This window comes from Candidatus Accumulibacter propinquus (genome assembly GCF_056856495.1).
On record NZ_JBSEHC010000003.1, the window covers coordinates 1352065 to 1367146 of the forward strand.

11 protein-coding genes are annotated in these 15082 nt (G+C 62.1%); 8 read left to right on the forward strand and 3 right to left on the reverse strand.

Annotated features, from left to right (window positions below):
* The first annotated feature begins 50 nt into the window (after window positions 1–50).
* A complete protein-coding gene (locus tag AC15MQ_RS11990) occupies window positions 51–512 on the forward strand; it encodes an HIT family protein (protein ID WP_483080242.1) in 462 nt (153 codons plus the stop codon).
* Between the two features lie 70 nt (window positions 513–582).
* Here the strand turns inward: AC15MQ_RS11990 and AC15MQ_RS11995 are convergent, their stop codons facing one another.
* Genes AC15MQ_RS11995 through AC15MQ_RS12005 form a run of 3 tightly spaced genes read right to left on the reverse strand, consistent with a single transcriptional unit; the run spans window position 583 to window position 2089 of the window.
* Window positions 583–753: a hypothetical protein gene (locus AC15MQ_RS11995; RefSeq protein WP_287652518.1), complete on the reverse strand. Its 171-nt coding sequence runs from the start codon at window positions 751–753 to the stop codon at window positions 583–585.
* Window positions 750–1646 carry an SPFH domain-containing protein gene (locus AC15MQ_RS12000; protein ID WP_287652519.1) on the reverse strand — a complete coding sequence of 299 codons (897 nt, stop codon included), beginning with the start codon at window positions 1644–1646 and terminating at the stop codon, window positions 750–752. Before AC15MQ_RS12000 ends, AC15MQ_RS11995 begins: the two co-directional genes overlap by 4 nt.
* The gene (locus AC15MQ_RS12005; RefSeq protein ID WP_287652520.1) at window positions 1643–2089 is read right to left on the reverse strand and encodes an NfeD family protein; all 447 of its coding nucleotides are present in this window, start codon (window positions 2087–2089) and stop codon (window positions 1643–1645) included. Before AC15MQ_RS12005 ends, AC15MQ_RS12000 begins: the two co-directional genes overlap by 4 nt.
* 427 nt (window positions 2090–2516) lie before the next feature.
* On the opposite strand from AC15MQ_RS12005, the gene AC15MQ_RS12010 reads away from it, so the two are divergent.
* The 7 genes from AC15MQ_RS12010 (at window position 2517) to AC15MQ_RS12040 (ending at window position 15077) form a co-directional block, all read left to right on the forward strand.
* The gene (locus tag AC15MQ_RS12010) at window positions 2517–4676 is read left to right on the forward strand and encodes an O-antigen ligase family protein (protein WP_483080243.1); all 2160 of its coding nucleotides are present in this window, start codon (window positions 2517–2519) and stop codon (window positions 4674–4676) included.
* Window positions 4677–4954: 278 nt separating this feature from the next.
* Window positions 4955–6337 (forward strand): TIGR03013 family XrtA/PEP-CTERM system glycosyltransferase, encoded by a 1383-nt coding sequence (locus AC15MQ_RS12015; RefSeq protein WP_287652522.1) that lies wholly within the window; start codon window positions 4955–4957, stop codon window positions 6335–6337.
* A gap of 61 nt (window positions 6338–6398) precedes the next feature.
* The gene (prsK, locus tag AC15MQ_RS12020) at window positions 6399–8510 is read left to right on the forward strand and encodes an XrtA/PEP-CTERM system histidine kinase PrsK (protein WP_332336958.1); all 2112 of its coding nucleotides are present in this window, start codon (window positions 6399–6401) and stop codon (window positions 8508–8510) included.
* A complete protein-coding gene (gene prsR / locus AC15MQ_RS12025) occupies window positions 8507–9865 on the forward strand; it encodes a PEP-CTERM-box response regulator transcription factor (RefSeq protein WP_483080244.1) in 1359 nt (452 codons plus the stop codon). The genes prsK and prsR overlap by 4 nt, the downstream gene beginning before the upstream one ends.
* Window positions 9866–9905: 40 nt before the next feature.
* On the forward strand, window positions 9906–12689 hold the full coding sequence (gene prsT, locus AC15MQ_RS12030; protein WP_287652525.1) for an XrtA/PEP-CTERM system TPR-repeat protein PrsT: 2784 nt from the start codon (window positions 9906–9908) through the stop codon (window positions 12687–12689).
* Window positions 12690–12738: 49 nt separating this feature from the next.
* A complete protein-coding gene (locus tag AC15MQ_RS12035) occupies window positions 12739–14019 on the forward strand; it encodes a nucleotide sugar dehydrogenase (protein WP_287652526.1) in 1281 nt (426 codons plus the stop codon).
* An 8-nt stretch (window positions 14020–14027) separates the two neighbouring features.
* On the forward strand, window positions 14028–15077 hold the full coding sequence (locus AC15MQ_RS12040) for an SDR family oxidoreductase (protein ID WP_483080245.1): 1050 nt from the start codon (window positions 14028–14030) through the stop codon (window positions 15075–15077).
* The last annotated feature ends 5 nt before the right edge of the window (window positions 15078–15082 follow it).

Sequence of the window (15082 nt, forward strand, 5' to 3'; positions counted from 1 at the left end):
CGGTGCCTTCTGTTACCTTGGCAATTCTACAAAAACTTGTTGGAGAAGGCATGGACGAGACGAAGGAATCGCTGATTCTAAGTGGCTTTCGGGCAAAGTTTCAGGTAGATGAGTTACTGGTGCTCAGGACCACCGCCTGGTCGTGGTCCGTCAGACCCGCGCAGGCGACTCTGGGCGCCGGGATCCTGTCATTGAACCGTTACGCCGCCCGGTTTTCCGATGTGACCGCGGCGGAAATGGCCGACCTCGTCGCCTTGCTGACGAAACTGGAGCAGGCGCTCCAGTCTGCGTTTGCCTACGAGGCGATCAACTACCTGATGTTGATGATGGTCGACAAGCACGTGCATTTCCACGTCATTCCCCGCTATCCGGCCGGCCGTCGGTTTGCGGGGCTGGAGTGGCTTGATTCCGGCTGGCCCGCGATGCCGGTACTGGCCGACCAGCAACACCGTGAGCGGGTGGATGTTCTCGCGTTGATCCGCGATCGCTTGCAGGCGGACTGTGCCGACTGATGGCCCGGCCGGCAGTCGTGCCAGTGGCGGCGATGTCCTGGCATGGCTCTCCGAAGGTGCCGCGCCAGGTTCATTGCTCGTCGCGCGACTGGCGCTGCCTTTCTTCGCTGCGCCAGTCGCGTAGCGTTTCCTTGCGCGGCAAGGGTGGATTCCTGCCGGCACCACGATCCCTGACCAGGGGAATGGCGGCGCCAAGGACGAAGATGATGCAGATGACAAAGATGATCCAGCCCGCGTTCATGGCACGTCCCGATCCGAAAAAGGTTGCGCCTGCACGTTCTTGGTCACGCGCTGGAACAGGCCGCGCAGGGTGCTTTGCAGGTCGGCAGGCAGGAGGATGAGTTTGGCGTTGTCGGACTCGGCCAGCCGGCCGAGGCTGGTGATGTACTTCTCGCCGAGCAGGTAGAGCATCGGCAACTCGTTGTCGCCAAAAGCGCTATTGACCTTGCTGATGGCCTGCGATGAGGCTTCGGCGAGCGTGACCTGTGCCTCGGCATCGCGTTTCGCCGATTCGAGGCGGGCTTCGGCAGTCAGGATCATGGCCTGTTTTTCGCCTTCGGCGCGGGTCACCATGGCCTTCCGCTCGCGCTCGGCCGAAGCCTGCATTTCCATCGCGCGTTGCATCGACTGCGAGGGCTTGATGTCCTGGATCTCCACCGATTTGACGGTCAGACCCCAGTCCAGCGCTTCGTCGGCGACCCCGGCTTTCAGGCGGGCCTTGATGGTGTCGCGGGACGACAGCGCCTGGTCGAGTTCCATGTCGCCGACGATCGAACGCAGGGTGGTCATGATCATGTTGCGAATCGCCTCCGAGTAATCCTGTACGCCATAGACGGCCTTTACCGGATCGGTCACCTTGATGAAGGCGATGGCGTTGACCAGAATCACGGCGTTGTCGCGCGTGATCACCTCCTGCTCCTGGACATCGAGAATGATGTCCTTGGTGGTGACCTTGTAGGAGACGATGTCGATGTAGGGAATGATGAAGCGCAGACCCGGCAGCAGCGTGGTGCGGTACTTGCCGAGGCGTTGCACGATCCATTCTTCGCCCTGCGGGACGATGCGCACACCCTTGGCGACAGTGACTGCGACGAAGACGAGGAGGACGATCGAGAATACGGTCATGCCGGTCATTTTGCTGGCTCCACTCTGATGTAACTGCCTTCAACGGCGACGATGCGTACGCGCTCGCCGGCCTTGATGCGGGTTTCCGAATAACACTCCCAGACGTCGGCACCGAGAATCGGTTTCTGGAAACGGACCTGGCCACGGCTATCCTGGCTGATGTCGCTGACCAGCAGGCCGACTTCGCCGGCCAGTGCCGCGGCCGAAGTACCGACCGCGCTCATCGTGCGTGGCCTCAGATAGCGAAACCAGATCGCCACCAGCGCCGCCGACAGTCCGGTCCACAGCAGGATCTGGGTTGACCAGTCGAGATCGGGTATGGCCAGCAGGATGATCCCGACGCCGGCGGCAGCGAGCCCGAACCAGATCAGGAAGAAGGCCGGAATGGCCATTTCGGCCATCGCCAGCAGCAGTCCGAGCACCATCCAGTGCCACCATTCGGCCAGAAACATGGTGTGATTCTCCGTCTGCCCGGAAGCGAAGGATGTCGGCAGCACAGCGGTATGCCTGGAACCGCACACCTTCGGGGCCGGGATGCCTGACGATTAGACGCCATAAGCGCGTCGCTGGCAAGTGCGCGGCGTGTCGATCCGGGCATGCGCCGACAGCGGACGCGCGGCGGCTGTCAGGTTGCCGAAGGGCGGCGCTGGCGGGCAAGGGCGGTCGATTGACAGAGTTCTGGCGAGACGACAGAATCCCTCGCTGGCGATGGTGACGCACAGGTGGTGCGCGGAGGAGGCTGGCCTGACACAGATCCGTGATGACCGCAACGCGGCAGGATGAATCGCTGCTGAGCGTGAGCCCAGCGGTTTCAATACGGTCAGGATCGGCCAGTGGCGGCGTGATGCCGTTGCAGAACATGAGTTGCTGGAGTACGCGGTGAGGCTACTGCATGGCACGCTGGCGATCCTCGCCGCAACGCTGGGCGTGTTTCTGGCGCTGCATCATCCTCTGGCTCCGCGGTTGCTGGTCTGTCTTGTGGTCGCCTGGGGGCTGGCCGTTTGCCTGCGCCCGGCGATCTGGCTTTTTGTGCTGCCTGCGGCATTGCCGATCGCCGGGTTTTCGGCGTGGACTGGCTGGATCGGCGTCGAGGAGTTCGACCTCCTGGCCCTCGGCGCGGCGTCAGGGTGCTACGCGCGCATGGCCTTGCAGGGCGTGAGGTGGTGTTGCCAAACCCGGACCAGCGAGCCGGTGCCTGCGCCGGCAGCGTTGCTCCGTCCGGCACCGCAAAACCTGCCGGGCCGAAGAACGAGGAGGCCCGGCGTCCGTGCTGAAATCCCGTTGACGGCTTGCCAGTCGCCGTTCCCCAATCGTGTCCCTCTCGCGCCCCGGGACGCTGCGGCTGCCCGAGATCCGTTCCGGTTTGCCTGGATCGGCCTGGCCGCCCTGGCCGCGTCCAGCGTGCTGGCCATGGTGCGTGGCCTGGCCGATGCGGATGGCTTGGATCTGGGGTGGTTCCAGGCTTACGAAGATCCCTTGAACAGTCTGCGTATCGGCAAGAGTCTTTTGCTGGCGCTGCTGCTGTTGCCGTCCTTGCGCAGCTTGCAGCAGGCTGCACCCGCTCTGGTGGTACGCCGGTTATCGGCAGGCATGGCGACGGGGCTGGGGCTGGTGAGCCTGGTCGTGCTCTGTGAGCGCGCCGCCTATCCGGGCATGCTGGATTTCTCAACACCGTACCGCACTACGGCGCTGTTCTGGGAAATGCATGTCGGCGGCGCAGCACTGGATGTCTTCCTCGTGCTGACGGTTCCCTTTGCCGTGCATGCTCTGGTGCAGGCCCGTAACCCCTGGCGCTGGGTACTCGCCGCCGCGTTGGCGGTCGCCGCCGGTTATACTTGCCTGACCACTTTCTCGCGCGGGGTTTATCTCGGCGTCGGGCTTGCCTTGGGCGTACTGGCCTGCCTGCTGCCGGGCCGCCGGCGGCAGCGTTCTTGGCCGCCTGCGGCGACCGGGTACGACCTCCGGGGCGATGCGCCGCAACCGGAGCGCTGGCGAGTGTGGGGGAATCGGGTGCTGGTCGTGCTCCTCGTCTGTGAGGGCGCGGCGGTTCTCGGTCTGGGCGATTTCATGAGCACCAGGCTTGCGGCTGGCGAACGCGATCTGGGCGGGCGCCTGCAGCACTGGCGCGAGGGCCTGAGCCTGCTGCGCACGCCGTCGGAGTTCCTGCTGGGCAGAGGTCTCGGGCGTTTCCCCACAAACTACTCGCAGGCGGTCGCGGGGCGTGGCTTGCCGGGTCATCTGCAGATCGTCGATGACCCTGAGGAAAGCTACCTGCGTCTGTTCGGGCCGGCACCGGGCGTGCGCCTTTCCGGCGCATTCGAACTGCTGCAACGGGTACCGCTGGTCAACGGGAATTACACGCTGAATTTTGACCTGCGCGCGCCACGCTTCGCGCGGGTCAGCGTCGGCGTGTGCCAGCAACATCTGCTCTATGTCGCGGCGTGTACGCGACAGGTCGTTGTCGTGACGGATGGGGAAGCGCGATGGCGCCACTTCTCGCTGCCGCTCGATTTTCGAAGCGAGTTGCCCGATCGCCGGTGGGTGCCCGCGCTGGGATTTCTTGCCGTGCATCTGGAGGGGGGGGCGGATTTCGTCGATGTCGACAATCTGGGCCTTCTGGATGGGCGGGGCAGGCAACTCCTGGCGAATGGCTCTTTCACCAGCGGCTTGGGGCAGTGGTATTTTGCCGCTCGGCACTACTTCCTGCCCTGGCACGTCGATAACCTCTTTCTTGAGGTGCTGATCGACCAGGGGGCGGTTGGACTGTCACTGTTGCTCACCCTCCTGGCAATGGCTTTCGCCAGGCTGCTGTGGGGCCGTGGGCGCGAGCATGTGCTCGCGCCCTACCTGTTGGCGGCGCTGAGCGGCTGTCTTGCGGTCGCTGTGTTTTCAAACGTACTGGACATGCCGAGGTCAGCTTTCCTGTTCTACTTGCTGCTATGCTCTGCCCTGTTTCTCGATGGGCATCCCCCTGATGCCCCGTCAAACCCTCGGTCCGGATCCCTCAAGGCTCCCCGAAAGGCGCCGCACGCTGTATAATTTCGGCATAATCCTGCTCTATTTTGCGAGAAACATGTTTTTCAATCATATGGTTATAAGTTTTTTATCTGGTAGTACCCAAGTCTTCGGCGAGCCCGGCAGGGCTTGCTTCCCCAGCCATTGCCCTCTCCTTGTGCATTAGGTCACGGTCTCCTGTTTTCCGCAGTGATAGCCTTCGTTTCGTGACGTTTGCTGCGCTTTCCTGATTGGGAGGGCGGTTCTTCAAGCATCGGTCATCAACGGAAAGTTTTCAGGTTCGTGCTTGCAAGGAGTCTATCGTGATCAAGGTATTCAATCATTGGTTCCATCGGAAGACCGTTGCCCAGGTGGCCGTAGACCTGATGTTTCCTGTCGCGTGCGTGCTGTTTGCCGCTGCCTGGATTGGACATTCGGGACATCTCGCCGTGGAGAAGGTGGCTTTCTATGCGGTGATCTTCGCGGTGACGACGATCGTCTTCAACGCCTGGCTGGGTATCTATCAACGCGTGCATAGCCGTACCCGCACCGAGACGCGCGCACGCGCAGTGTTGTCGCTGTACCTGGCGATTCCGCTGGCCTACGTCGTCTTTTCCCTGCTTTCGGTGGAAGAGGTCGATCAGGGCTTTCTTCTGCTGTCCGGCATGGCCGCCCTCTTTGCGACGCTGGTGCGGCGCGTGCATTCGGCGCACAGTCGCAGCGGCTCCTTGATGCGACATCGCGTGCTGGTCTTCGGTGTCGGCGACGAGGCGGAAAATGTCGGGCGAGTACTGCGCAAGTCGGACCCGGACATCGAGATCGTCGGTTTCTATCCCTGTGCCACCGACACCGAGATCGTTGTTCCCTCGCAGGTGGTGTTGTCGCGCCAGATGTCGTTACCTGACACCGCGCACGCCTTGAAGGTCGACGAGATCATCGTCGCGGTGCGTGAGCGTCGCGGTGGCGCGCTCCCATTGCGCGAACTCCTTGACTGCAAACTTTCCGGCGTCAGGGTGCTGGATCTGGCGAGCTACTTCGAACGCGCCCTCGGTCAGCTTCGTCTCGATTCCCTGCGTGTCGGCTGGCTGATCTTCGGCGAGGGATTCCGGCAGAGTTGGCGGCGTACCACCATCAAGCGGTTTTTTGATGTCGTGGTGGCGTCGATGCTCCTGCTCCTGGCGATGCCGGTGATGCTGGTGACCGCCCTCCTGATCATCCTCGAAGACGGGTTCCCGGTATTCTACCGGCAGGAGCGGGTTGGTCTTGATGGCCGCCTGTTCAAGGTCATCAAGTTTCGCAGCATGCGCAACGACGCCGAGAGTGACGGCAAGCCGCGCTGGGCGAGTACCAATGATGATCGGGTGACGCGTGTCGGCCGGGTGATCCGCAAGCTGCGTATCGACGAGTTGCCGCAACTCTGCAATGTCTTGGCGGGGGACATGAGTCTGGTCGGTCCACGCCCTGAGCGCCCCTATTTTGTCGACCAATTGACCCGCGACATTCCCTTCTACGCCGTGCGCCACAGTGTCAAACCAGGGCTCACCGGCTGGGCGCAAGTGTGCTATCACTACGGCTCGACGGTTGACGATTCGGTGCAAAAACTGCAGTACGACCTGTATTACGTCAAGAACCATACCCTGTTCGTGGATATCGTGATTCTGTTTCAGACGGTTGGTGTGGTCTTGACTGGCAAGGGTGCCCGGTGAGAAGTCCGCTACGAGTTGACGAGCGCCGTCCGGTGGCGATGCGCGAGGATTTCAGACCGTGATGGATAGCAAGATGGCGATGGTTGCCGCCTGGAGTTACGGGCTGGCGGGGGTTTTTGCGGCCTTCCTGACGCTGTACCTGGCTTCCGGCTGGCGCGCCGGTGGTCGCAGTCGTGCCATGTTTCTCGCGGTTGCACTGTGTGCCCTGTGGGGAATGCTGGGCCTGGCATTTGCGCTGACCGGGCAGGCCGTGTTTCTTGCCGGTAGTCTGTTGGCCGATGCGCCACGTTTCGGTGGCTGGTACTTCTTCCTCCTGATCCTGATGAAGCCGGAAGCGACCGAAGGCGAGCGTCCGACGCCACGTCCCGGCTGGCTGGGCGCGATCGCATGGCTGCTCTGTCTGGTCGGCTTTGCCGCGCAGCTGCTGGCTGTACTGGGAATCGATCTGGTGCTGCCGTCGCAGCGGGTGGTCCTGTTTGCCTCGCTGGCGATGAGTGTGTTCGGCCTGGTGTTGATCGAGCAGTTGTTTCGCACCGTTTCTCCCGACTTTCGCTGGAGCATCAAGCCCTTGTGTCTTGGGCTCGGGGGCGTCTTCCTGTTCGACCTGTACCTGTATTCGGACGCGCTGCTGTTCAATCGGGTCGATGTGGACGCCTTCAGCATTCGCGGCTTTGCGCATGCCCTGGGCTTGCCGCTGGTGGCGCTGTCGGCGATCCGTAGCCATGACTGGAAGAGAAGGCTGGTCATGTCGCAGCGAGCCGCGCTGCAGTCGGCGACCCTGGTGATCGTCGGCGCCTATCTTCTGTTCATGGCGTCCGCCGGCTATTACGTCCGTTTTTTTGGTGGCGAATGGGGAAGGGCGCTGCAACTGGCGCTACTCTTTGCGGCCTTGCTGGTCCTCGCGGGGCTGGCCCTGTCGGGTTCGATGCGCGCCAGATTGCGGGTACAGGTCGGCAAGCATTTCTTCAGCTACCGTTACGACTACCGCGAGGAGTGGCTGCGTTTTACCCAGACGCTTTCCTCGCAAGGCGGCTTCACCGGCATGGGGCGGCACGTGGTGCGTGGTCTGGCCGACATGGTCGAGAGTCCGAGCGGGGCGCTGTGGCTCAAGGATCCCTCCGGTCGCTTCTTTGCACAGGCGGCCTGCTGGAACATGCCCGCTTCAGTGGTCACGGAGGATGCCGACAGCCCCTTGTGCAAGTTCCTGCTTGAAAGTGGCTGGGTGATCAATCTGGAAGAGTATCGTTCCCTGCCGCGTCGCTACGATGGCCTCAAACTCCCGGCCTGGGTCGTCGAAGTGCCGAATGCCTGGTTGGTGGTGCCACTGACGACGGGCAGCGAACTGATCGCTTTCGTTGTGCTGGCCACGGCGCGGACAAGAATCGACGTGAACTGGGAGGTCAACGACCTGCTCAAGACGGCGGCACGGCAGGCAGGAGCCTTTCTTGGCCAGATGCAAGCCAGCGAAGCCCTGCTGGAAGTGCGGAAGTTCGATTCGTTCAACCGCATGTCGGCATTTGTGGTCCATGACCTGAAGAACATCATTGCCCAGTTGTCGCTGATGCTCAAGAACGCCGAGCGTCATCGCGACAACCCCGAGTTCCAGAAGGACATGTTGATGACCGTCGAACACTCTGTCGAGCGTATGCGGCAACTGATGATGCAGTTGCGTGAAGGAGCTACACCGCTTGACGGTCCCAGGGGAATCGATCTGGTTGACGTCCTGCGGCGGATCCAGTCGGCCAAGGCTGGGCAGGGGCGGGAGGTCGCACTGACGGTCGACGAAAGGGTCGTCGCCCGCGGGCACGAAGACCGGATTGAGCGAGTGATCGGTCATCTGGTGCAGAATGCGCTGGATGCCACCGAGCAGGGCGGGCGTGTCTGGATCCGGGTGGCACGTCAGGGGACGCATGCTCTGGTAGAAGTAGGCGATACCGGGCATGGGATGAGTCCAGAGTTTGTTCGCGAACGGCTGTTCAAGCCCTTCCAGACGACCAAGCCGACAGGAATGGGTATCGGCGCTTACGAGAGTTTCCAGTATGTTCACGAACTGGGCGGCAAACTGTCGGTCGATAGCGCAGTCGATGTCGGCACGCAAGTGGCGTTGCTGCTGCCCCTATTCGATACCGGCCATGGCATGAAGCCCACAGAGACACCGAAGGAGTCGGCATGAATTCCGAGAAGTTGCCGCACCTGCTCATCGTCGAGGACGATCGAGCGTTGCAGAAACAGATCCGCTGGGCATTCGACCAGTACGAGACCCTGACCGCCGACGATCGAGAGAGCGCCCTGGTGCTGATCCGGCGCTATCAGCCGCCGGTGGTCACCATGGATCTCGGTTTGCCGCCCGACGCCGACTCGGTCTCCGAAGGTTTCAGGTTGCTCGAAGAGATCCTGACCCTGGCGCCGGATACCAAGGTCATTGTCCTGACCGGACAGAACGACCGCGCCAACGCTTTGCGTGCGATTGCCCTCGGCGCCTATGATTTTTTTGCCAAACCGTTCGAAATCGACATGTTGGGCCTGACGATTCAGCGTGCCTACCGTCTCTATGAACTGCAAAAGGAAAACGAGCGGCTGCAGTCTATGCAGCATCCCGACGTGCTGGCCGGGCTGATTACCCGAGACCCGGAGCTGCTGCGCGTCTGTCGTACCATCGAGCGGGTGGCGGTGACCGATGCGACGGTGTTGCTGCTCGGCGAGAGCGGGACAGGCAAGGAACTGCTGGCGCGAGGAGTGCATGAGTCGTCGCCGCGTCGCCGCGAGCGGTTCGTGGCCATCAACTGTGCGGCCATTCCGGAAAACCTGCTGGAAAGCGAACTCTTCGGCTACGAGAAGGGGGCCTTTACCGGTGCGGCGAGAACCACCCCGGGCAAGATCGAAACGGCGAACAACGGCACCCTGATGCTGGACGAAATTGGCGACCTGCCGCATTCGCTGCAGGCGAAGCTGTTGCGTTTCCTCCAGGAGCGGGTCATCGAGAGGATCGGCGGGCGGCAGGAGATCCCGGTAAACGTCCGGATCGTTTGCGCGACGCACCAGAATCTCAAGACCCTGATCAGCGAGGGACGTTTTCGTGAGGACCTGTTTTATCGGTTGGCGGAGATTGTCGTGAACATTCCGCCCCTGCGGGCGCGCTCGGGCGACGCCAACTTGTTGGCGCATGCGTTCTTGCGGCGTTTTGCCGCTGAGAACAATCGCGGCGGGATGACCCTGCGCGAGGATGCCTTGCGGACGATCGAAGCCTATCCTTGGCCGGGCAACGTTCGGGAACTGGAGAACTGCCTCAAACGGGCGGTGATCATGGCCGATGGCAACCAGATCACGGCCGATGACATCGGCCTTGCCGGCGCGGCGCCGGCAGACGAGGCGGTGCTGGACCTGCGACATGCGCGCGATGACGCCGAGCGGCGGGTGGTCATCACCGCCCTGGCGCGCGCCGACGGCAACGTGGTCAAGGCTGCCGAGCTGCTTGGCGTCAGCCGACCGACTCTGTACGATATGATGCATAGGTTTGGACTGAAGTAGCGCCTGTCCAAGACGATTTATCGACTCCGTGAGGACCCTTATGAATACTCGCAACTCGCTGCACAAACTGCGCAGGGCAGGCGTTTCGGCATTGCTGGCTACCCTTCTCCTGGTCGGTTGCGGTGGAGAAAAACCGGAAGCCATGCTCGCCTCGGCGAAGGAATATCTGGTCAAGAACGACCACAAGGCGGCAGCCATCCAGTTGAAGAACGTCTTGCAGAAGGAACCGCAACTGGCCGAAGCGCGTTTCCTGCTCGGCAAGGCTCTGCTGGAAGGCGGTGATCCGACCGGCGCCGAGGTCGAGCTGCGCAAGGCGCGCGACCTGAAGTATTCGGCCGACCAGGTGACCCCGCTGCTGGCGCGGACCATGCTCATGCTTGGTCAGCCTCAAAAGGTGACCGATGAACTGGCCACGACCGAACTCAGTACGCCGGAAGCCAGGGCTGACTTGCTGACTTCGGTCGGGCAGGCCTACCTGATGCAGGAAAAGGACAGCCGGGCGGAGGCCGCTTACGCGGCGGCGCTGGTCGCGCAACCCGCCTACGCGCCCGCACTGCTGGGCCAGGCTCGGCTGCAAGCCAGCCGGGGCGACCTGCCGGGCGCCGTGGCACTGCTTGACGCGGCTTTGGAAAAATCGCCGAAACTCCATGATGCCCTGCAGCTCAAGGGGGACATGCTGGCTACCAACGGTGATTCGGCGGGGGCGATGGCAGCCTATCGCAAGGTCCTCGAAGTCAAGCCCGAGTACCTGCCGGCACACTCGGCAATCATCAGGATGTTGCTGGCGGACAACAAACTCGACGAGGCCGGCAAGCAGATCGACTTGTTGAAGGAGACTGCTCCCAACCATCCGCAAACACACTACCTGCAGGCGATGTATGCGTATCAGAAGAAGGATTACGCGGCGGCCCGGGACTCCATCCTGCTGCACCTCAAGTTTTATCCGGAGAGTCCTCTCGGTCTGCAGTTGGCCGGGCTCATCGAGTACGACGTGAAGGCGTATCCCCAGGCCGAGGCGTACCTGCTGAAGGCACTTCCGCGGACGCCGCCCCTGAGTATCACGCGCCGCGTGCTGATTGCCAGTTATCTTCGCGACTCGCAGCCGGGCAAGGCGCTGGGAATCCTGGAGCCGGTGCTCGACAAGATCGACAAGGACTCGAACATGTTGGCGCTTGCCGGTCAGGTGTATCTGCAGAATGGCCAGGTCGACAAAGCTGGTCAGTACTTTGCGAAGGCCGCCACACTCGACCCCAAGAACGCCGGCAAACGTACTTCCCTGGCGATGGTGAACATGCTGAAAGGCGACAGCGATGTGGCGTTTCGTGATCTGGAACAGGTGGCGTCGGGTGATACCGGGACCCGCGCCGATCTGGCGCTGATCGCCGCGCACATGCAACGACGCGAGTACGATCAGGCATTGAAGGCCATCGCCGCGCTCGAGAAAAAACAGCCGGATAATCCGCTGACGCATAACCTGCGGGGCACAACGCTGCTCGGCAAGCGGGATATGGCGGCGGCGCGGAAGAGTTTTGAAAAGGCTCTGGCTTTGAACCCGGCCTATTTCCCGGCCGCAGCCAATCTGGCCAGCCTGGATCTTGCCGACAAGAAGCCCGACGATGCCAGGAAGCGCTTCGAGGGGGTTCTGGCCAAGGATCCCAAGAATGTGCAGGCGCTCCTTGCGGTTGCCGACCTGCGTGCCAGGGCGGGTGGTACGACCGAGGAGGTGGCCGGGCTGATCGGCAAGGCGATTGCCGCAAGTCCGAGCGATCCGGCACCCCGTCTGGCCTTGATCGGCATGTATCTGAGCAAGAAGGAGGTCAAGAGCGCGCTCGTCGCGGCCCAGGAGGCCGTCGCCGTGCTGCCGGAGCGGGCGGAGATCCTCGATGCCGCCGGACGTGCCCAGCAGGCGGCAGGCGACTACAATCAGGCACTCGCCACCTATGGCAAGCTGGCAGCACTCAAGCCCGACTCCCAGATACCCCTCCTGCGCATGGCCGAGATCGAGGTGGCGTCGAACAACAAGGAAGCGGCGCTGCAGAGTCTGCGCAAGGCACTGAAGGTCAAGCCGGATTCGGTAGAGGCTCAGCGCGGCATCATGATGCTCGAACTCGACGCCGGTCGCGTCAAGGAAGCGCTGGTGGTGGCCCGCGAGGTGCAAAGACAGAGACCCAAGGAAGCCATCGGCTACAGCCTGGAGGGTGACGCTCACGCCTCCAAGAATGCCTGGGCGGATGCCGCCGCAGCCTATCGGGCCGGACTCAAGGAGGTCCCGGTGAGCGAACTGGCGGGCAAGCTGTACTCGGCACTGCTGGGTGGCGGCAATACCGCCGAGGCCGAGAAGTTTGCCGAGACCTGGCTCAAGGAGCATCCGAAGGATGCCCGTTTCCGCCTTCAGCTGGGGGAACTGGCGACAGCGCGCAAGGACTACGCCGGCGCTGCCAAGCAATATCGCCTTCTGCTCGAAGCGCAGCCGGAAAACGCGGCGGTGCTCAACAATCTGGCGTGGGTTGCCGGACAGATGAAGGATCCGAAGGCCATCGAGTATGCCGAGAAGGCCAACAAGCTGGCGCCGAATCAGCCTGCGGTGATGGATACGCTCGCCGTCCTGCTGCTTGACAAGGGAGATAGCGCGCGCGCGCTGGATCTGCTCAAGAAGGCTCTGGATCTGGCGCCGCAGGCCTCGCAGATTCGTCTCAACTATGCCAAGGCGCTGCTCAAGGCCGGGCAGAAGACAGAGGCTCGGAGCGAGCTGGATCAACTGGCGAAGCTGGGTGACAAATTCCCGGCGCAGGCGGAGGTCGGGCAACTGCTGAAGGGGCTGTAGGACGCAGTTGTGGCTGAAAATTGAATGACACTCAGAGGATGGGAAGTTGATGACTATTGTTGCTGTGGTGGGTCTGGGTTATGTGGGTCTGCCTCTGGCAGTCGAGTTTGGAAAGCAGCGCCGAACCATCGGCTTCGATCTCTCGGAAAGCAAGGTCGCCCACTATCGGCAATACGTCGATCCGACCGGCGAGGTCAGCAGTGCCGATCTCAAGGCTGCGATTCACTTGCAGGTCGGCACTGATCCGGCTGCCCTGGCTGAGGCGGATTTCCTGATCGTCGCGGTCCCGACGCCCGTCGACCAGGCGCATCAGCCTGATTTTGGACCGCTGATCGGATCTTCGGAAGCCGTTGGCAGGAATCTGAAGCGTGGCGCGACGGTCGTTTTCGAGTCGACGGTCTATCCTGGCGCGACCGAGGAGATCTGTATTCCGATCATCGAGAAGTATTCGGGCATGACATGGAAGAAGGATTTCTTCGTCGGTTACTCCCCGGAGCGGATCAATCCTGGGGACAAGCAGCGGACGCTGACGAAGATCGTCAAGGTGGTTTCCGGCGATACACCGGAAACGCTGCAACGGGTCAGCCAGGTCTATGGCAGTGTGATCACTGCCGGCGTTTATCCGGCCTCGAGCATCAAGGTGGCCGAGGCGGCCAAGGTCATCGAGAACACCCAGCGCGACCTGAACATCGCCCTGATGAACGAACTGGCCATTATCTTCGATCGCATCGGCATCGACACTGTCGAGGTCCTGGAAGCGGCCGGCAGTAAATGGAACTTTCTTCCCTTCCGGCCCGGCCTCGTCGGTGGGCACTGTATCGGCGTTGATCCGTATTACCTGACGCACAAGGCGGAGATGCTGGGATATCACCCGGAAGTGATCAACGCCGGACGCCGGATCAACGACGGGATGGGCAAGTTCATCGCCGAACAGACCGTCAAGCAACTGATTCGCAATGGCTGGCAAGTCAAGGATGCGCCGATCATCGTGCTCGGCCTGACTTTCAAGGAAGACTGCCCGGACCTCCGCAATTCGCGGGTCATCGACGTGATCCGGGAACTCGAGACCTATGGCGCGCGGGTGCTGGTGCATGATCCGGTTGCCGATGCGGGTGAGGCCAAGCATGAATACGGAGTCGAAGTGCAGGCCTGGGAGCAATTGCCACCGGCAGCGGCAATTGTCGCTGCCGTTTCCCATCGCCAGTTCAAGGAACGACCCTTGAGCGATTTCGTCGGCAAACTGCAGAAGGGCGGCGTTCTGACCGACGTGAAGAGCATGTTCGACGAAGCGCAACTGGTCTCGCATGGAGTGACGGTGTGGCGTCTTTGAGTTCCGCATTGCCCCATCCTCTGGCGGCGCTCGGCGAGCGGTTGTCGGCGCAGCCGGCACGCTGGCTGGTCACCGGCAGTGCCGGCTTCATCGGTTCGCATCTCGTGGAGACCTTGCTGGGGTGGGGTCAGACGGTTGTCGGTGTGGACAACTTTGCCACCGGCCATCGGCGGAATCTCGATGAGGTGCGATCTTTGGTGAGTCGCGAGCAGTGGCGTCGTCACCGTTTCATCGAGGCCGATATCTGCGATCTGGGGGCTTGTCGCGAGGCTTGCCGCGAGGTCGATTTCGTCCTGCACCAGGCGGCGCTGGGTTCCGTTCCGCGCTCCCTGGCCAATCCGGTGGCCACCAACGCGGCCAACGTCGACGGATTTCTCAACATGCTTGTAGCGGCACGCGATGCCGGCGTAAAGCGTTTCGTTTACGCCGCATCAAGTTCGACCTATGGCGATCATCAGGCTCTGCCCAAGGTCGAAGCCCACATTGGCAGGCCCCTTTCCCCGTATGCCGTGACCAAACTGGTGAATGAACTCTACGCCGAGGTGTTCGCGCGTTGTTATGCCTTTCCGTCGATCGGTTTGCGTTATTTCAATGTGTTCGGTGCCCGCCAGGACCCCGAGGGCGCTTACGCCGCGGTAATTCCCCGCTGGACCCGCGCCATGTTGCTCGGCGAGGAAGTGACCATTCATGGCGACGGTGAAACAAGCCGTGATTTCTGCTTCGTCGACAACGCCGTACAAGCCAACCTGCTGGCAGCAACCATCGACGATGCGGCGGCACTCAATCAGGTGTACAACGTCGCGGTCGATGACCGGACCTCACTGAACCGGCTCTTCGAACTTCTGCGCGACGAGCTCGCCGAATTCCGGCCGGACCTGCGTGACGTGCGGCCGGTGTACGGGGATTTTCGGCCGGGCGACGTGCGGCACTCGCAGGCTGATATCGCGAAAGCCCGCCGCTTGCTTGGATATCTGCCGAGCCACCGGCTCGAAGCCGGAATCAGAGCAGCGATGCCGTGGTACGTGTCACGGTTCGCCGTGGTCGAGGGAGCCAGTTGATGGAG

Excerpts from the sequence above, each read along its gene's own strand:
- AC15MQ_RS11990 (WP_483080242.1), top strand. The coding sequence starts at position 51 with ATGGACGAGACGAAGGAATCGCTGATTCTAAGTGGCTTTCGGGCAAAG.
- AC15MQ_RS11995 (WP_287652518.1), bottom strand. The coding sequence starts at position 753 with ATGAACGCGGGCTGGATCATCTTTGTCATCTGCATCATCTTCGTCCTT.
- AC15MQ_RS12000 (WP_287652519.1), bottom strand. The coding sequence starts at position 1,646 with ATGACCGGCATGACCGTATTCTCGATCGTCCTCCTCGTCTTCGTCGCA.
- AC15MQ_RS12005 (WP_287652520.1), bottom strand. The coding sequence starts at position 2,089 with ATGTTTCTGGCCGAATGGTGGCACTGGATGGTGCTCGGACTGCTGCTG.
- prsK (WP_332336958.1), top strand. The coding sequence starts at position 6,399 with ATGGATAGCAAGATGGCGATGGTTGCCGCCTGGAGTTACGGGCTGGCG.
- prsR (WP_483080244.1), top strand. The coding sequence starts at position 8,507 with ATGAATTCCGAGAAGTTGCCGCACCTGCTCATCGTCGAGGACGATCGA.
- prsT (WP_287652525.1), top strand. The coding sequence starts at position 9,906 with ATGAATACTCGCAACTCGCTGCACAAACTGCGCAGGGCAGGCGTTTCG.
- AC15MQ_RS12035 (WP_287652526.1), top strand. The coding sequence starts at position 12,739 with ATGACTATTGTTGCTGTGGTGGGTCTGGGTTATGTGGGTCTGCCTCTG.